Here is a 17,742-nt window from a genome sequence, read left to right as displayed (position 1 = left end):
CCTCAGTGGCAGGGGAAGGCGTTGGCGTGGCGCACGTCGTGCGAGGCGTTGTGGACGGCGCTGATGTGGGAGAAGCCCACGCCGCCGATCACGAACACGCCGAGCAGCGCGACGAAGGTGAGCTGGACGGCGCGCGAGGCGGTCGATTCGTGGGAGGCAGCCGCGACGGGGCTGTGGGAGGTCTTCATGCCAGTCTCCTTTGGCCCTCCACCCGAGGGCCGGTTCGGGTTCTGTCGCCGGCCGGTCTCCTGGCTCGCGGGTCTTGGCCCTTTCCTCCGCCTTCCCGGGACGAATCCCAGTGACTTGCGCCAATGGCCAGTGGAGGGGGCTCACCGCTTACAGTTGCGGGGGCAGCCGCGGAATCGGCGGAAGGCTTTCGCTCTCCACCCCACCGCGTTCCCGTCTTGCGTCCCGTGTCACCACGGGAACCGACGACCGGGCAACTATAGGCGTCAGCGTCGCGACTGCAATCGCCATGTGCGGCATTCGGCGCCGCCGCGGCATCTTGCGGCACTGAGGTAGGGTCTCCTATGGCTTCGCTGCGGCGCGCCGCCAGCATGGCCGCGCGCGAGGAGGAGGGGCGCATGGCCGGGTGGTCCGCATGGTCGGGACGAGGCGCTCCGGCGCGGCTGCCGACGGTCATCGCCATCCTCGCCCTGGTCCTTTCCATCGCCATGTCCGGGGCGCCCGCGCGCTCGGCGCCGCTGCCCTGCGGGGCGCCGCCGCCCGCCGGCGAGGGCTGGGAGGTCGCCGCCCCGGCCTCGGTCGGGCTCGATCCCGCCCTTCTGTGCACGATCGGCGCGCGGCTGGAGAGCCCGGACCGGCCGAACGTGCATGCGCTGCTGGTGATCCGCCATGGCAGGCTGGTCTACGAGGCCTACGCCTCCGGGCGCGACGAGCGGTGGGGCGAGGACATCGGCCTCGTCGACCACGACGCCGGGCGCCTGCACGATCTGCGTTCGGTGACCAAGAGCGTGGTGTCGCTTCTGTTCGGCGTCGCGCGCGAGCGCGGAATGTTCGGCAGGCTCGACGCGCCGATCATCGATTTCTTCCCCGCCGAGACCGGAAATGCCGCGCCGGAGGCCCGCGCCGTCACGCTGCGCGACCTGCTGACCATGACGCCGGGTTTCACCTGGAACGAGGGCGGGCCGTGGTGGAGCCCCGCCAATGACGAGCGGCTGATGCACGAGGCGGCCGACCCCTATGCCTATGTGCTGTCGCGCCCGATGGGCGCACCGCCCGGCACGCGCTGGAATATAGCGGCGGCGCCACGACGCTGCTCGGTGGCGCTCTGGAGCGGGCGAGCGGCGAGAGGCTGGAGGACTTCCCGCGCCAAGCGCTGTTCGAGCCGCTGGGCATCGACACGTTCGAATGGGTGGCGATGAGCAATGGCGAGGCCGCCGCCGCCAGCGGCCTGAGGCTCTCCGCGCGCGACATGGCCAAGATCGGGCAGCTCGTGCTCGACGGCGGCGTCTGGAAGGGGCGGCGCGTCGTCTCTGAGGACTGGATCACCGAATCGACCGCGCCGCGCTTCGAGGGCTGGCGCCCGATGCGCTACGGCTACCAGTGGTGGGTCGGCGCCTCGCCGCATGCGGGCGGGGAGGTGAGCTGGATCGCCGCGATCGGGCTGGGCGGCCAGCGCATCTTCATCGTCCCCGCGCTCGACCTCGTGGTGGTCAGCACCGCCGGGCTCTACCGGGACCCGGATCAGGGCGCGTTCTCGCGCGCGGTGCTCGAGAAGGTCGTGCTGCCGGCCGTCCGCGAGGGCGGGGAGCGGCCGTCCGCCCCGCGTTGACATTCGCCGCGCGGGCTCCTTAAGTGAAGGCGACCGACGGTTTCCTCCCCCCGGGGAGGGACGAAGAGGGAATGCGGTGCGGGACGCCAACCGGAAACGGCGTGTCCCAATTCCGCGGCTGCCCCCGCAACTGTGAGCGGCGAGCCCGTGCCGGATGCCACTGGGATATCCCGGGAAGGCGGCGACGAGGCGGCGACCCGCGAGCCAGGAGACCTGCCATCGGTTCGGTCGTGATCGCCGGCGGGGTGCCCGGCGCTCAGGCAGAGCCGACGGGCACCCATTCCCGGCGGCTTCGCGCGGAAACCTCCGCGGCCGGCGCATCCCGTGACCCGACCGGCCCGCTGGAGACGCCGCATGAGCCAGACCGACCCGACCAACCTTTCGCGGGTGCCGTGCACCATCGTCACCGGCTTCCTCGGCTCGGGGAAGACCACGCTGATCCGGCATATCCTTGAAAACGTGCGCGGAAAGCGGCTCGCCGTGATCGTCAACGAGTTCGGCGACGTCGGCATAGACGGCGAGATCCTCAAGGGCTGCGGCATCGAGACCTGCCCGGAGGAGAACGTGGTCGAGCTCGCCAATGGCTGCATCTGCTGCACCGTGGCGGACGACTTCGTGCCCGCGCTCGACGCCATTCTCGCCCGCAGCCCGAAGGTCGATCACATCCTGATCGAGACCTCCGGCCTCGCCCTGCCCAAGCCGCTGGTGCAGGCCTTCCACTGGCCGGCGATCAAGAGCCGGGTGACGGTGGACGGCGTGGTCGCGGTGGTGGACGGCGACGCGCTCGCGTCCGGCCGGGTGGCGCACGACCACGACGCGCTCGCCGAGCAGCGCGCCAGCGACGTCCAGCTCGATCATGACGACCCGATCGAGGAGGTGTTCGACGACCAGATCGCCTGCGCCGACCTCGTCATCATGACCAAGGCCGACCTCGTCGACGCCGAGGGCCAGGTCCGGGCGCGGGCCGCGCTCGACGCCGAGCTGCCGAAGGGCGTCAGCGTGGTGAGCGTGGCGCAGGGGCGGATCGACCCGGCGGTGCTGATGGGCCTTGGCGTCGGCACCGAGGACGACATCGAGAACCGGCGCACCCATCACGACGACGAGGCCGATCACGACCATGACGACTTCGACAGCTTCGTCGTCGAGGTGCCGGAGATCGACGATCCGGCGGCCTTCGCCGCGCGGGTGGCGCGGGCGGCGGAAGAGGCCGACGTGCTGCGGGTGAAGGGCTTCCTGCCCGTCGCCGGCAAGCCGATGCGGCTGCTGCTGCAGGCGGTCGGCCCGCGCGTCAGCCACCAGTTCGACCGGCCCTGGGGCGCGGGCCCGCGCACCGGGCGGCTGGTCGCGATCGGGCTGAAGGGCCTCGACCGGGCGAAGGTGGAGGCGATCCTCTCCGGCGCCGGCGCCCGCAGCGGCGTCTCGGTTCCGGCCTGACGGCACGACGCGCCGGGCCGGGAGCCGAGCGATGCACATCCTCACCACCACCTCGACCAGCCTCGACGATCTCGTCGAGCCGGTCGACCTCGGCCAGACGCCGGGGGAGGTGGTGGTGCTGTCCTTCACCGACAGCGATCTCGGCGCGCTGGCGCGGGCTCAAGAGGGCGCTCTTGCGGCGGGCGACCGCCTGCCCAGCCTGCGGCTCGCCAGCCTGCGGGACCTGCGCCATCCGATGTCGGTCGATCTGTGGATCGACAAGGTGGCCGTGCATGCGCGCGTCATCGTGGTCCGCCTGCTGGGCGGGCTCGACTGGTGGCGCTACGGGGTGGAGCGGCTGGCGAGCGAGGCGCGCACGCGCGGCATCGCGCTCGCTGTGCTGCCGGGCGAGGACCGCGACGATCCGCGCCTCGCCGGGGCCTCGACCCTGCCGGCCGACGAGCTCGCCGCGCTGCTTTCCTATTTCCGTGCCGGCGGGCCTGAAAACATGCACGCCCTGCTGCGCCGGCTCGCCCGGCATGCGGGGCATGATCCCGCCGCGCACGATCTGGCCCCCGTGCCGGTGCCGATGGCCGGGACGTATGAATGGGACGGGGAGGCCGGGCAGGGGCCGGCCGTTCCGGTGATATTCTACCGCTCCATGTGGCTCGCCGGCGATACCGCGCCGGTCGACGCGCTGTGCGCCGCGCTCGCCGCGCGCGGGCTGGCACCGAAGCCGATTTTCGTCGCCAGCCTGCGCGAGCCGGCCTCGGCGGCCTTTCTCGCGACGGCGCTGGCGGGGATGGAGCCCGCCGTCATCGTGACGCTGACCGCCTTCGCCGCGGCCGACCCCGGGGAGACGAGCGTGCTCGACGCGCCGGGCGTGCCGGTGCTGCAGGCGGTGGTCGCGACCACGCGGCGCGAGGCGTGGGCGGAGGGCGCGCGCGGGCTCACCGCCTCCGACCTCGCCATGCATGTCGTGCTGCCGGAGATCGACGGCCGGGTGCTGGCCGGGGCGCTTTCCTTCAAGGCGCCGGAAGAGGCCGGCGCCGTGCCGGGCTTCACCGCGCTGGCGAACAGGGCCGAGCCGGACCGCGTCGGGCAGGTGGCGGACCGGGTGGCGGCGCTGGTGCGGCTGCAGGGGCTGGCGCCCGCGGCGCGGCGAGTGGCGGTGCTGATGCCGGACTATGCCGGCGTGCCGGGCCGGACCGGCTGGGCGGTCGGGCTCGACGTGCCCGCCAGCATCCTCGCGCTACTGGAGGATTGCCGTGCGGCCGGCTACGCGGTCGAGGAGCCGCCGCCGGACGAGCGCGCGCTGCTGGAATTGCTGGAGGGGGGCAATGTGTCCCTCCCGCTCGCCGAGTATCGCCGGCTGACGGCCACGCTCCCGGCCGAGGCGATGGCCGCCATCGAGCCCGCCTGGGGCGCGCCGGAGGACGATCCGGGACTGGTCGACGGCGCCTTCCGCTTCCGCGCCCGCGCCTTCGGCAATCTCACCGTCGCCATCGCGCCCGACCGCGGCTCGCAGGAGGAGCGGCGCGCGCAGTATCACGACCCGGCGCTGCCGCCGCGCCACGCGCTGCTCGCCTTCGGGCTGTGGCTGCAGCGCGAGGCGGACGCGCTGGTGCATATGGGCGCGCATGGCACGCTGGAATGGCTGCCGGGCAAGCATGTGGCGCTCACCGCCGGCTGTTTCCCTGAGCTGGTGCTGGGCGCGCTGCCGGTGGTCTATCCCTTCATCGTTTCCAATCCCGGCGAGGCGGCGCAGGCCAAGCGGCGCATCGCCGCGCTCACGCTCGGCCATCTGCCGCCGCCGACACTGGAAGCGGGGCTGGCGGGCGAGGCGCGCGAGCTGGAGCGGCTGGTCGATGAATATGCCGAGGCCGACGGGCTCGACCCGCGCCGGCGCCAGCGGCTCGCGCGGCTGATCGTCGAGGAGGCCGGCCGCACCGGATTCGCCCGCGATGCCGGGCTGACGACGGAGTTAGCGCCGGACGAGGCGCTGAAGCAGATCGACGCGTTCCTCTGCGACATCAAGGAGATGCGGCTCAAGGACGGCTTCCACGTCTATGGCCGGGGAGCGTGCGGGGAGGCCGAGCGCGCGGGGCTGATGGCGGCGCTCGACGGGCGGCGGGTTGCGGCCGGGCCGGCCGGCGCGCCGGGGCGCGGGCGCACCGACGTGATGCCGACCGGGCGCAACCTCTACGCGACCGACCCGCGCGCCCTGCCCACGCCCACGGCGATGGATCTCGGCACGCTCGCCGCCGAGGAGGTGCTGCGCGCCTATGCGCAGGCCCATGGCGACTGGCCGCGCGCGCTGGTGCTGGACCTGTGGGGCAGCGCGAGCCTGCGCACCGGGGGCGAGGAGATCGCGCAGGGGCTGGCGCTGATCGGCGCGCGGCCGACATGGGACCCGGCGACCGGGCGCGTGACCGGCATCGAGGTGCTGCCGACGGCCGTGCTGGGGCGCCCGCGGGTCGACGTGACGTTCCGCATTTCCGGCCTGTTCCGCGACCTGTTCCCGGCGCAGATCGCCCTGCTCGACGCCGCGCTGCAGGCGGTGGCGCGGCGCGAGGAGACGGGCGATGAGAACCCGCTGAAGGCGGCTATCGAGGCGGCGGCGAGGAGCGGCGACGACGCTGCGGCGGTGCGCATCTTCGGCACCGCGCCGGGTGCCTATGGTGCCGGCCTCGCGCGCGGCGAGGTCGACCGGGCGGCGCTCGGCGAGGCCTATCTCGCCAGCGCCTCGCATGCCTATGGCGGGGCGGAGGGTACGGCGCGGCTCGCAGGCGACGCCTTCGAGGCGCGGGTGGCGGAGGCGGACCTGCTCGTGCACGGCGCCGACGATCCCGGACGTGACCTGCTCGAAGGTGATGCCGACCTTGCCTTCATCGGCGGCTTCGCGGCGGCGGCGGAAAGGCTCGGCCGCCTGCCCGACCTCGTGGTGCTCGACACCGCCGATCCCGCGCGCCCGAAGGCGCGCCCGCTCGCCGAGACCATCGCGCGGATCGTGCGCGGACGGGCGAGCCCGCGCTACATCGACGGGCTGCTGCGCCACGGCCCGCGCGGGGCGGCCGAGATCGCCGAGACGGTCGACCGGCTGGTCGGCTTCGCCGAGGCGACGCGGGCGGTGCCGGGCCATCTGATCGACCTTCTGCACGAGGCCTATGTGGTCGACGAGCGGGTGCGCGCCTTCCTGATCGAGGCCTCGCCCGAGGCGGCGCGCTTCGTCGCCGGGCGCTTCGACCGGGCGCGGGAAAAGGGCCTCTGGCATCCGCGCCGCAACGATGTCGGCGCCGGCCTCGCCGCCCTCGTCGGGGAGGCGGCCGAATGAGCGCGGTGCCCGCGAGAGCGATGGAAATGAGCGCCGATGCGGCGGCGATGCGGCGCGGCGCCTGCCCGAGCCTGCCCGAGCCGATGCCAACCGGCGACGGCTTGCTGGCGCGGCTTCAGCCGGCAGCGCCCCTGACGCCGGACCAGCTTGCCGGGCTGGCGCGGCTGGCGTGCGAATGCGGCAACGGGATTGTCGAGGTGACCGCGCGCGGCAAGCTGCAACTGCGCGGGCTGACGGCCGAAAGTGCGGCGCGCCTGCCGGCCGGGGTCGACGCGCTCGGCATCGTGCCGGTCGGCGGCTTCCCGGTGGAGACCGGGGCGCTGGCGGGGCTCGACCCGGCGGAAGCGTTCGATCCGCGCCCGCTCGCGCAGGCGATTTCGGAAGGCGCGGCCGGGCTGGTGCCGCGTCTCGCGCCCAAGGTCTCGGTGGTGGTCGATGGCGGCGGGACGCTCCATCCCGGCGCGCTGAAGGCCGACATCGCGCTCACCGCCGGCGGCCGCGGCCGCGTCCTCGTCCGTCTGGCCGGCCTCGTTGCCGGCGAGGTGGCGCGGGAGCGGGCGGCGGAGGTGACGGTCGGCCTGCTGGCCCGCCTCGCCGGCCACGGCGCGACCGCACGGATGGACGGCATGGTGCGACAGGAGGGCATGGCTCGGCTGCGCGCGGCCTTCGGCCTCGACGCCGTGCCGGAGCCGCACCGCCCGCCGGCCGAGCCGGTCGGGCTGCACGCGCTGAACGATGGCAGCTTTGCCTTCGGGATCGCGCCCCCTTTCGGGCAGGCCACGGCCGGCGCGCTGGAACGGCTCACTGACGCCGTGCGCGCGAGCGGCGCGCGCCATGTCGAGCCGGCGGCCGGACGGGCGCTGCTCATCGTCGGGCTGGCGCGCGGGGCGGCGGAGCTTCTGGCGCGCGAAGCCGCGGCGCTCGGCTTCATCGTCGACCCTTCCGATCCGCTGCGGCGGGTCGCGGCCTGTCCCGGTGCGCCGGCCTGCGCCTCCGCCCGCATCGAGACGCGCGCGCTCGCCACCGCGCTGGCGCCGCTGCTTGCGGGTAGCGGAATGGGCGGCGAACTGCATGTCTCGGGCTGCGCCAAGGGATGCGCGCATCCCGCCCGGGCCGCGCTCACCATCGTGGGGCTGGACGCGGGGGCCGGGATCGTGGTCGAAGGCACGCCGCGCGACGCTCCGGCGCGGATCGTACCGCTCGGCAGGCTCGACGCGGAGCTGCGCGAGCTGCTGGCGCGGGACGTCATGGAAGATGAATTCTTGAAGAAGGACCCGGCCTGAGTGTCGAACCCGTTCGATTATGTGCGCGACGGCAATGCGATCTACGAACGCTCCTTCGCCATCATCCGGGAGGAGGCCGATCTCGGCCGCTTCTCGCCCGAGGAGGCCGACGTCGCGGTGCGGATGATCCACGCCTGCGGGCTGGTGGAAGCCGCCTTCGCCATCGATTTCGCGCCCGGTCTGGTCCGGGCCGGCCGCGCCGCGCTCGAAGCCGGCGCGCCGATCCTGTGCGATGCCGAAATGGTGGCGCACGGCGTTACCCGGGCGCGGCTGCCGGCGGGCAACGAGGTGGTGTGCACGCTGCGCGATCCCGCCGTGCCGGAGCTGGCTTCGAAGCTCGGCACCACCCGCTCGGCCGCGGCGATGGAGCTGTGGCGCGAGCGGATGGAGGGGGCGGTGGTCGCGATCGGCAATGCGCCGACCGCGCTCTACCGGCTGCTGGAGATGCTGGACGCGGGCGCGCCGAAGCCGGCGGCGATCCTCGGCATTCCGGTCGGCTTCGTCGGCGCGGCCGAATCCAAGGACGCGCTGGCGGCGGCCGACCACGGGGTGCCGTGGCTGGTGGTGCGCGGGCGGCTCGGCGGCAGCGCCATGACGGCGGCGGCGGTGAACGCGCTGGCGAGGCCGGGCATATGAGCACGCAGGGACGGTTGATCGGGGTCGGCGTCGGGCCGGGCGACCCGGAACTGATGACGCTGAAGGCGGCGCGGGCGCTCGGCGAGGCACAGGTGATCGCCTATTTCGCCAAGCGCGGCCGGGCGAGCCATTCGCGGGCCATCGCCTGCGCGCATTTCCGCGAGGGGGCGATCGAGCTGCCGCTCGACTATCCGGTGACGACCGAATCGCCGAAGGACGAGGCGCCCTATCGCGAGGCGATCGCGGCCTTCTACGAGGAGGCCGCGCACACGGTGGCGGGCCATCTCGACGCCGGGCGCACGGTGGCGGTGCTCTCCGAGGGCGACCCGATGTTCTACGGCTCCTACATGCATCTGCATGTGCGGCTCGCCGGGCGCTACCCGACCGAGATCGTCGCCGGGGTCACCGGCATGTCCGGCTGCTGGTCGCAGCTCGGCGCGCCGATCGCGCAGGGCGACGACGTGCTCAGCGTGCTGCCGGGCACGCTCTCCGAGGCCGAGCTGGTGCGCCGGCTCGGCGAGGCGGACGCGGCGGTCATCATGAAGGTCGGGCGCAACCTGCCGAAGATCCGCCGCGCGCTGGCGGCCTCCGGCCGGCTCGGGCGCGCGGTCTATGTCGAGCGTGGCACCATGAATGGCGGGCACTGCGTCCCGCTCGCCGCGCGGGACGAGAGCCCGGCGCCCTATTTCGCCATCGTGCTGGTGCCGGGCTGGGAGGCGCGCGGATGAGCGGCAAGCTCTACGTGGTCGGCCTCGGGCCCGGCGAGGCGCGCTTCCTGACGCCCGAGGCGGGCGCGGCGCTGGAAGCGGCCGAGGCGCTCTACGGCTACGTGCCCTATCTCGCCCGCGTGCCCGAGCGCGCCGGCCAGCAGCGCTTCGCCTCCGACAATCGGGAGGAGCTGGCGCGCGCGGGGGCGGCGCTGTCCCATGCCGCGGGCGGGTCACGTGTGGCGATGGTCTCGGGCGGCGATCCCGGCGTGTTCGCCATGGCGGCGGCGGTGATCGAGGCGATCGAGGCCGGGCCGGCGGAATGGCGCGCGCTCGAGGTCGAGATCGTGCCCGGCATCACCGCCATGCTGGCGGTGGCGGCGCGGACCGGCGCGCCGCTCGGCCACGATTTCTGCGCCATCTCGCTGTCGGACAACCTCAAGCCGTTCGAAGTGGTGGAGAGGCGCCTGCGGCTCGCCGCGCAGGCGGGGTTCGCGATGGCGTTCTACAACCCGGTCTCGAAGGCGCGGCCGTGGCAGCTCGACCGGGCGTTCGAGGTGCTGCGCGAGGAACTGCCCGGCAGTGTGCCGGTGATCTTCGGGCGCGCGGTGGGGCGGGCCGACGAGCGCCTGCGGGTGCTGGCGCTGACCCATGCGCGCGGCCACATGGCCGACATGGCCACCTGCATCATCGTCGGCTCGGTCGAGACGCGCCTGGTGGAGCGGCCCGGCCTGCCCTCGCTGGTCTACACGCCGCGCTCGGCGGGGCCGCGATGAGGGCGGCGCGCGTGGCTTGTGCCGTGTCAGTCGGGCGCGAAGCGGGGAAAGCGCTCCGCCAGCCAGTCCAGCACGGCATCGATGGTCGCCACCGTCTCGACCTGCGGGCGCGACGGGCGCGCGACCATCACCACCTCGACGCGGAGCGCGCGGGCGGCGGCGATCTTGCCATAGGTGGCCGCGCCGCCGCTGTTCTTGGACAGCAGCGCGTCGATGTGGTGGGCGGCGAACAGGGCGCGCTCATCCTCCAGCGCGAACGGGCCGCGCGCCTCGATATAGACCACGCGGGGCAGGGCGAGCGGCGGGTCGACGGGGTCGATGCTGCGCACCAGATAATGGTGCTGCGGCGCGGCCTTCAGCGCACGCACCTCGTTGCGGCCAAGCGTGACGAGCACGTTGCGCGGTGCCGTGCCGAGGGCGGCGACGGCGCCCGGAATGTCGGGCGCGTCGGTCCAGATGTCGCCCGGCTGCCGCTCCCAGGGCGGGCGCAGCAAAGCGAGGATCGGCACGCCGGCGAGCCGCGCGGCCTCGACCGCGTTGCGCGAGATGCCGGCGGCGAAGGGATGGGTGGCGTCGACCAAGACGTCGATGCGCTCGGCCGCGAGATGGGCGGCGAGCCCGTCCACCCCGCCGAAGCCGCCGGAGCGGACCGGCGCGGCGAGGGCGAGCGGGTTGCGCGTGCGCCCGGCAAGGGACACGCTGATCTCGAATCCACCGGCTCCCGCCGCCTCCAGCGCGGCGAGGCGGGCGGCGAGCTCGCGCGCCTCGCTCGTGCCGCCGAGAATCAGAAGGCGCGGCGGGCGCATGTCCCGTCCGTGGGAAGATGAGGTCATGACGAGTTTCCTGGCCGACGCCGACGCCGGTAGCAACGCAGAAGTCTTCGCGCCCGGGGCGCGAGGCGACGATGCGCAGGAGCGGGGCTGGTTGTCCATCGTCGGCATTGGCGAGGACGGCCTCGCCGGCCTGTCGCCCGCCGCGCGGGCGGCCATCGAGCGGGCCGAGATCGTGTTCGGCGGCGCGCGCCACCTCGCGCTCGCGGGCGCGGCGGTGACGGGGCGCGCGCAGGCCTGGCCGAGCCCGTTCGAGCACGGCGTCGAGATGGTGCTGGCCGCGCGCGGGCGCCGGGTCTGCGTGCTCGCCTCGGGCGACCCGTTCCTCTACGGGGTCGGCGCGGTGCTGGCGCGCCACGTGCCCGCCGACGAGATGCGGGCCATTCCGGCGCCGTCCTCCTTCAGCCTCGCGGCGGCTCGGATCGGCTGGCCGCTGGCGGACACCGCCTGCCTGACCGTGCACGGGCGCGCGCTCGATCTCATTCGCGCGCATCTGCATCCCGGGCGCCGGCTGCTGGCGCTGACCTCGGACGGCGAGGGGCCGCAGACCCTGGCGCGGCTCATGAGCGAACTCGGCTTCGGCCAATCGCGGATCCATGTGCTGGAGGCGCTGGGCGGCCCGCGCGAGCGGGTGCGCACGGCGTTGGCGGCGACGTTCGACCTTGACGGGATCGACACGCTCAACCTCGTCGGCATCGAGGTGGTGGCCGGGGAGGGCGCGCGCATCATCGCCCTGACGCCCGGCCTGCCGGACGAGCTTTACGAGCATGACGGCCAGCTCACCAAGCGCGAGGTCCGCGCGATGACGCTCGGCGCGCTGGCGCCGCGCCGGGGCGAGACGCTGTGGGACATCGGCGCGGGGGCGGGCTCGATCGGCATCGAATGGATGCTGGCCGATCCGTCGCTGAAGGCGATCGCGATCGAGGAGGTGCCCGCGCGCGCGGCGCGCGCCCGGCGCAACGCTTCGGCCATGGGCGTGCCGGGGCTCAAGGTGATCGAGGGCCGGGCTCCGCAGGCGCTGGGCGGGCTCGCCCCGCCGGACGCGATCTTCATAGGCGGCGGCGCGGGCGATGCGGGGGTCGTCGAGGCCGCGCTGGCGGCGCTGAAGCCCGGCGGGCGGCTGGTGGTCAATGCGGTGACGCTGGAAACCGAGGCGCGGCTGATCGCGCTGCATGCCGCGCGGGGCGGGGAGCTGGTGCGGCTCTCCATCGCCCGCGCCGCGCCGGTGGGCGAGCTCACCGGATGGCGCCCGGCGATGCCGGTAACGCAGTGGAGCTGGACCCGGCCGGCCGGCGAGGCGGCGCGCGGAGAGGCGCGATGATCGTCGCCGGGGTCGGCAGCCGGCGCGGGGTGAGCGCGGAGGAGGTCTGCGCCGCCGTGCGCGGGGCGATGGAGCGCCACGAGGTGAAGCTGTGCGACATCTCGCTGATGGCGACGCCCGCGGTGAAGGGCGGCGAGGCCGGCATCATCAAGGCCGCGCTCGACCTCGGCCTGCTGCTGGTGATGGTGCCGCAGGCGCAGCTCGAGGCGGCGGGCAAGCGGGTCATGACCCATTCCGAGCGGGTGGTGGCACTGATGGGCGTGCCCTCGGTGGCGGAAGCCTCGGCGCTGGCGGTGGCGGGACGGCGCTCCAGCCTGGTCGGCCCGCGCTTCGTGCTGGGGCCGGTGACCTGCGCGCTGGCGCGGGAGGCGGAGAAAGGGACGGGAACGCCGTGACAGTGCATTTCATCGGCGCCGGACCGGGCGCGGCGGACCTGATGACGCTGCGCGGGCGCGACCTCGTCGCGCGCTGCCCGGTGTGCCTCTATGCCGGCTCCCTCGTGCCGCCCGAGGTGCTCGGCTGGTGCCCGCCGGGGGCGCGAATCGTCGACACCGCGCCGATGTCGCTCGACGAGATCGAGGCCGAATACGTGGCGGCGCAGGCGGCCGGGCAGGACGTGGCGCGGCTGCATTCGGGCGACCTGTCGATCTATTCGGCGGTGGCCGAGCAGATCCGGCGGCTGGAACGGCACAGCATCGCCTATACGCTGACCCCCGGCGTGCCGGCCTTCGCGGCGGCGAGCGCGGTGCTGGGGTGCGAGCTCACCGTGCCGGGGCTGGCGCAGAGCCTCGTCATCACCCGCGTCTCCGGCCGCGCCTCCGCCATGCCGGAGCGCGAGACGCTGGCCGCCTTCGGCGCGACCGGGGCGAGCCTCGCCGTGCATCTCGCCATCCACGCGCTCGACCGGGTGGTCGAGGAACTGACGCCGCTCTACGGCGCCGACTGCCCGGTTGCGGTAGTGGTGGAGGCGACGCGCCCGAGCGAGCGGGTGATACGCGGCACGCTCGGCGACATCGCCGCCAGGGTCGCGGCCGAGCCGGTGGAGCGCACGGCGCTGATCATGGTCGGGCGAGCGCTGGCGGCGGAGGAATTCCGCGAGAGCGCGCTTTACGACGCGGCGTATCAGCGCCGCTTCCGGGGGCGGGGATGAACGCCCGCCGCACGATTTTTCCTCCCGCCCCGGTGCTTCCGGGCAGGAGAGGGCACCCGACGCCGGGGCGGGCCCGTCCATGAGCGCGCGCGGGTTCATCATAGGCGCGCCACGCTCGGGCTCGGGCAAGACCACGGTGACGCTCGGCACGGTGTCGGCGCTGGTCCGGCGCGGGATGGGGGTGCGGGCGGTGAAGTCCGGCCCCGATTATATCGACCCCGCCTTCCACGCCGCCGCCACCGGGGCGCCGGGGCTCAACCTCGACAGCTTCGCCATGCCGCCGGCGCTGATCGACGCGCTGGCGGGGGAGGCCGCGCGCGAGGCCGAGCTGGTCGTGATCGAGGCCTCGATGGGGCTGTTCGACGGGGTGATGGGCACGCCCGGGCGTACCGGTGCGGTGGCGGACCTCGCCGCCCGGCTCGGCCTTCCGGTAGTGCTGGTGGTCGACGTCTCCGGCCAGTCGCAGTCGGCCGCCGCCGTGGTGCGGGGCTTCGCCACCCACGACCCGCAGGTGCGCGTCGCCGGCGTCATCCTCAATAAGGTGGCGAGCGAGCGTCACCGGCTGCAGGCGAGCGAGGCGATCGCGGCGCTCGGCATTCCGGTGCTGGGCGCTTTGCCGCGCGAAGGGGCGCTGAGCCTGCCCGAGCGCCATCTCGGCCTCGTGCAGGCGGGCGAGCATCCCGCGCTCGAGGCGCATTTCGCCGCGCTGGCGGAGCGGGCCGAGGCACATATCGACCTCGACGCGCTGGTGGCGCTGGCGCAGCCGGTGCCGCTTCCCTCGGCGTCGGTCGTTCCGCTCGATCCTCCCGGCCAGCGGATCGCGCTGGCGCGGGACGTGGCGTTCTCCTTCGCCTATGAGCACCTCGTCGCCGGCTGGCGGCGGGCGGGGGCGGAAATCGTGCCGTTCTCGCCGCTTGCCGACGAGGCGCCGGACGAGGCCTGCGACGCGCTGTGGCTGCCCGGCGGCTATCCCGAGCTCCATGCCGGCCGGCTCGGCGCGGCCCGGCGGTTCCGCGACGGGGTGCGGCTTTTCGCGCGCACGCGCCCGGTCCATGGCGAGTGCGGCGGGTTCATGGTGCTCGGGGAATCGCTCGAGGACGCGGACGGCGCGACGCATGAGATGCTGGGCCTGCTCGGCCACGCCACCAGCTTCGCGCGCCGCAAGCTCAATCTCGGCTACCGGCGGGTGGAGACCTTGGCGGCCTCGCCGATCGGCCCGGCGGGGGCGCGTCTGCGCGGCCACGAATTCCATTATGCGGTCGTCACACGAAGCGGCGACGATGCGCCGCTGGTCGCGCTGGCGGACGGACAGGGTAAGGAAATGGGCACGGCGGGAAGCCGCCGGGGAACCGTTTCGGGGACCTTCTTCCACGTGATCGCCCGGGAATGATCCGGTCCTCCGGGCCGGGCGCGTGCCGAACTGGAGTGAGCGATGAACATGCTGCGCCGCCTCGTCGTCCTGCTGGCCGGGCTCATGGGAGCCGCCGGGGTCGCCGCCGCCGCGGCCGGGGCGCACATGAACCCCGATCCCAACCTGACCACCGCCGCCTATTTCCTGATGCTCGGGGCGGCCGGGGCGCTCGGTGCGGCGGCGTTCGCCGGCACGCACGGGCCGGGATGGTCGTTTGCCGATATCGGCGGCATCGTGATCGCGCTCGGGGCCGGCCTGTTCGGCAGCACGCTGGGGCTGCGCGCGCTCTGGGAGATCGTTCTTTTTCCTATGTCCGCGCCGATCGGGGGTACTATGCTGATCGCGGGATGGCTCGTGGTGGCACTGGCGGCGTTCGAACGGGGAACCCGCGCCGGCTAGTTGGCCAAAAGGTTGCATGAAATGCGAGGAGGCCTTCTGCCGCCGGTCCGTCCGGCAGCGGGAAGCCGCAAGGGAGCACAAGCTGCACATGTCAGTCGAGGTCGAGGAAAAGATGCTGGACAAGCCGGAGACTGCCCCGCCGATGGCGAGCGCGGGCGATGACGTCGCGAAGTTCCGTGCTGCGGTCATTTCCAAGCTGACCTACGCGGTGGGCAAGAATCCCGCAGCGGCGAGCGACCGCGACTGGTTCCTCGCCACCGCCTTCGCCACCCGCGACCGCATCGTCGACCGCTGGATCACCTCCACCCGCCAGACCTATTCGGAAGGGCGCAAGCGGGTCTACTACCTCTCGCTGGAGTTCCTGATCGGGCGGCTGCTGTTCGACGCGCTGACCAATATCGAGATGCTGGAGACCGCGCGCTCGGCGCTGGGCGACCTCGGCGTCGACATCGACCGGCTGCGCCAGGTGGAGCCGGACGCGGCGCTGGGCAATGGCGGCCTCGGGCGCCTCGCCGCCTGCTTCATGGACAGCATGGCGACGCTCTCCATTGCCGCCTATGGCTACGGCATCCGCTACGAGAACGGCCTGTTCCGGCAGATGATCAAGAACGGCTGGCAGCAGGAATATCCCGAGGACTGGCTGTCCTTCGGCAATCCGTGGGAGTTCGAGCGTCCCGAGGTGTTCTACGACGTCGGCTTCGGCGGCTCGGTGGAGACGGTGGCGGTCGGCGGCGACCGCAAGAAGCAGATCTGGCATCCCGGCGAGACGGTCGAGGCGGTCGCCTACGACACGCCGATCGTCGGCTGGCGCGGCAACCATGTGAACACGCTGCGCCTCTGGTCGGCCCGCGCGGCCGACCCGATCCGCCTCGACGCCTTCAACCAGGGCGACCATGTCGGCGCGCTGGTGAACCAGGTGAAGGCGGAGTCGATCTCGAAGGTGCTCTATCCCTCCGACGCCACGCCGGCGGGTCAGGAACTGCGCCTGCGGCAGGAATATTTCTTCACCGCCGCCTCGCTGCGCGACCTGACGCGCCGCCACGTCGACAGCTTCGGCGACGTGCGCTCGCTGCCCGACAAGGTGTCGATCCAGCTCAACGACACCCATCCCGCCATCGCTGTCGCCGAGCTGATGCGGGTGCTGGTGGACGAGCACGACATCGGCTGGGACGAGGCGTTCGACATCACCACGCGGACCATCTCGTACACCAACCACACGCTTCTGCCGGAAGCGCTGGAGACCTGGCCGGTGCCGCTGATGGAGCGGCTGCTGCCGCGCCACATGCAGATCATCTACCTGCTCAACGCCAAGCATCTGGAGAAGGTGCGCGCGCAGTTCCCCGGCGACGACGCGCTGCTGTCCTCGGTCTCGCTGATCCAGGAGGATCACGGCCGGCGGGTGCGCATGGGCAACCTCGCCTTCCTCGGCTCGCACTCGATCAACGGCGTCGCGGCGCTGCACAGCGAGCTTATGAAGACCACGGTCTTCAAGGACTTCTACCGCCTGTTCCCGGAGCGGATGAACAACAAGACCAACGGCATCACCTTCCGCCGCTGGCTCTACCAGACCAATCCGGGCCTGACGAACCTGCTGGTCGACGTGTGCGGGCCCGGTGTGCTCGACGACGCCTCGCAGCTCAAGAAGCTGGAGGCCCTCGCCGCCGACAGCTCGCTGCACGAGCGGCTGATGGCGGTGCGCCGGCAGAACAAGGTGGCGCTGGCGCGGCTGATCCGCGACCGGCTGGACATCAAGGTCAATCCGGGCGCGCTGTTCGACGTGCAGATCAAGCGCATCCACGAATACAAGCGCCAGCTCCTGAACGTGCTGGAGACCATCGCGCTCTATGACGCGATGCGCGCCAACCCGGCCAAGAACTGGGCGCCGCGGGTGAAGATCTTCTCCGGCAAGGCGGCGGCGAGCTATCACATGGCCAAGCTGATCATCAAGCTGGCCAACGATGTCGCCAGGGTGGTGAACGACGACCCGACCGTGCGCGACCTGCTGAAGGTGGTGTTCCTGCCGAACTACAACGTCTCGCTCGCCGAGACGATCATCCCGGCGGCGGACCTGTCGGAGCAGATCTCCACCGCCGGCATGGAAGCCTCCGGCACCGGCAACATGAAGATGGCGCTCAACGGCGCGCTGACCGTCGGCACGCTCGACGGCGCGAATGTCGAGATCAAGGAGCATGTCGGCGACGACAACATCTTCATCTTCGGACTGACCGCCGAGCAGGTCGAGGCGCGCCGCGCCAACGGCATCGACGAGTACGGCGCGATCCAGGCCTCCGAGCATCTGGGCGAGGTGCTGGACGCGGTCGGCTCGGGCGTGTTTTCGCCGGACGAGCCGGACCGCTACAAGGCGCTGGTCGACGCGCTGCGCCACCACGATTACTTCCTGGTGACGCCGGACTTCGACTCCTACTGGAACACCCAGCGCGACATCGACGCCGCCTGGCACGACAAGGCGCGCTGGTGGACCTCCAGCGCCATCAACACCGCGAATATGGGCTGGTTCTCCTCGGACCGGACCATCTCCGAATATGCGCGCGACATCTGGCACGTGCCGGTGCGCACGGTGCGCTGAGGCGCGCGCGACCTCATGCGGCGGACCCTTGGCGCACGGCCGGGCCCGCCGCCCTGCGACAAGCGGGCCGGCCCCCTGCGACAAGGATGAGTGATCGCGT

Annotated in this window: 14 protein-coding genes, 1 pseudogene and 2 riboswitches; of the genes and pseudogenes, 13 read left to right on the top strand and 2 right to left on the bottom strand. The window is 72.9% G+C overall.

Annotated features, from left to right (window positions below):
* Positions 1-2: 2 nt before the first annotated feature.
* Positions 3-188 (bottom strand): CbtB domain-containing protein, encoded by a 186-nt coding sequence (locus NVS89_RS14865; protein WP_258733537.1) that lies wholly within the window; start codon positions 186-188, stop codon positions 3-5.
* 33 nt (positions 189-221) lie between these two features.
* Positions 222-448, bottom strand: a riboswitch (cobalamin riboswitch).
* Positions 449-530: 82 nt separating this feature from the next.
* Here NVS89_RS14865 and NVS89_RS14860 point away from each other — a divergent pair.
* From NVS89_RS14860 to NVS89_RS14825, 7 genes and pseudogenes are all read left to right on the top strand, one after another.
* A pseudogene (locus NVS89_RS14860) lies at positions 531-1,795 on the top strand (serine hydrolase domain-containing protein).
* A gap of 20 nt (positions 1,796-1,815) precedes the next feature.
* A riboswitch (cobalamin riboswitch) is annotated at positions 1,816-2,030 on the top strand.
* A 119-nt stretch (positions 2,031-2,149) separates the two neighbouring features.
* Positions 2,150-3,229, top strand: a complete 1,080-nt coding sequence (gene cobW / locus NVS89_RS14850; RefSeq protein WP_258733535.1) for a cobalamin biosynthesis protein CobW — start codon at positions 2,150-2,152, stop codon at positions 3,227-3,229.
* Positions 3,230-3,260: 31 nt separating this feature from the next.
* Positions 3,261-6,542: a cobaltochelatase subunit CobN gene (gene cobN, locus NVS89_RS14845; protein WP_258733534.1), complete on the top strand. Its 3,282-nt coding sequence runs from the start codon at positions 3,261-3,263 to the stop codon at positions 6,540-6,542.
* Positions 6,539-7,825 (top strand): precorrin-3B synthase, encoded by a 1,287-nt coding sequence (gene cobG / locus NVS89_RS14840; RefSeq protein ID WP_258733533.1) that lies wholly within the window; start codon positions 6,539-6,541, stop codon positions 7,823-7,825. The genes cobN and cobG overlap by 4 nt, the downstream gene beginning before the upstream one ends.
* A complete protein-coding gene (locus NVS89_RS14835; protein WP_258733532.1) occupies positions 7,826-8,461 on the top strand; it encodes a precorrin-8X methylmutase in 636 nt (211 codons plus the stop codon). It abuts the gene before it with no gap.
* Positions 8,458-9,189 (top strand): precorrin-2 C(20)-methyltransferase, encoded by a 732-nt coding sequence (locus tag NVS89_RS14830; protein ID WP_258733531.1) that lies wholly within the window; start codon positions 8,458-8,460, stop codon positions 9,187-9,189. The genes NVS89_RS14835 and NVS89_RS14830 overlap by 4 nt, the downstream gene beginning before the upstream one ends.
* Positions 9,186-9,944 (top strand): precorrin-3B C(17)-methyltransferase, encoded by a 759-nt coding sequence (locus NVS89_RS14825; RefSeq protein WP_258733530.1) that lies wholly within the window; start codon positions 9,186-9,188, stop codon positions 9,942-9,944. Before NVS89_RS14830 ends, NVS89_RS14825 begins: the two co-directional genes overlap by 4 nt.
* A gap of 26 nt (positions 9,945-9,970) precedes the next feature.
* Here NVS89_RS14825 and NVS89_RS14820 read toward each other — a convergent pair whose 3' ends face one another.
* Complete coding sequence (locus tag NVS89_RS14820; RefSeq protein WP_258733529.1) at positions 9,971-10,777, bottom strand: cobalt-precorrin-6A reductase; 807 nt, start codon at positions 10,775-10,777, stop codon at positions 9,971-9,973.
* Here NVS89_RS14820 and cbiE point away from each other — a divergent pair.
* The 6 genes from cbiE to NVS89_RS14790 all read left to right on the top strand — a co-directional run bounded on the left by cbiE (position 10,776) and on the right by NVS89_RS14790 (position 17,642).
* A complete protein-coding gene (gene cbiE / locus NVS89_RS14815; protein ID WP_258733528.1) occupies positions 10,776-12,095 on the top strand; it encodes a precorrin-6y C5,15-methyltransferase (decarboxylating) subunit CbiE in 1,320 nt (439 codons plus the stop codon). The genes NVS89_RS14820 and cbiE overlap by 2 nt on opposite strands.
* On the top strand, positions 12,092-12,490 hold the full coding sequence (locus NVS89_RS14810) for a cobalamin biosynthesis protein (protein WP_258733527.1): 399 nt from the start codon (positions 12,092-12,094) through the stop codon (positions 12,488-12,490). Before cbiE ends, NVS89_RS14810 begins: the two co-directional genes overlap by 4 nt.
* Positions 12,487-13,245 carry a precorrin-4 C(11)-methyltransferase gene (gene cobM / locus NVS89_RS14805; protein WP_258733526.1) on the top strand — a complete coding sequence of 253 codons (759 nt, stop codon included), beginning with the start codon at positions 12,487-12,489 and terminating at the stop codon, positions 13,243-13,245. The genes NVS89_RS14810 and cobM overlap by 4 nt, the downstream gene beginning before the upstream one ends.
* Positions 13,246-13,324: 79 nt before the next feature.
* Entirely contained in the window at positions 13,325-14,635 is a 1,311-nt protein-coding gene (locus NVS89_RS14800; RefSeq protein WP_258733525.1) for a cobyrinic acid a,c-diamide synthase CobB, read from the top strand.
* Positions 14,636-14,677: 42 nt separating this feature from the next.
* The gene (locus tag NVS89_RS14795) at positions 14,678-15,055 is read left to right on the top strand and encodes a DUF423 domain-containing protein (RefSeq protein ID WP_258733524.1); all 378 of its coding nucleotides are present in this window, start codon (positions 14,678-14,680) and stop codon (positions 15,053-15,055) included.
* Positions 15,056-15,143: 88 nt separating this feature from the next.
* Positions 15,144-17,642, top strand: coding sequence for a glycogen/starch/alpha-glucan phosphorylase (locus NVS89_RS14790; RefSeq protein WP_258733523.1), 2,499 nt, complete (start codon positions 15,144-15,146; stop codon positions 17,640-17,642).
* The last annotated feature ends 100 nt before the right edge of the window (positions 17,643-17,742 follow it).

Origin of the sequence: Ancylobacter mangrovi (genome assembly GCF_024752355.1) — a bacterium.
Taxonomy (GTDB): domain Bacteria; phylum Pseudomonadota; class Alphaproteobacteria; order Rhizobiales; family Xanthobacteraceae; genus Ancylobacter; species Ancylobacter mangrovi.
This window is presented reverse-complemented; position numbering and strand designations above follow the sequence as displayed.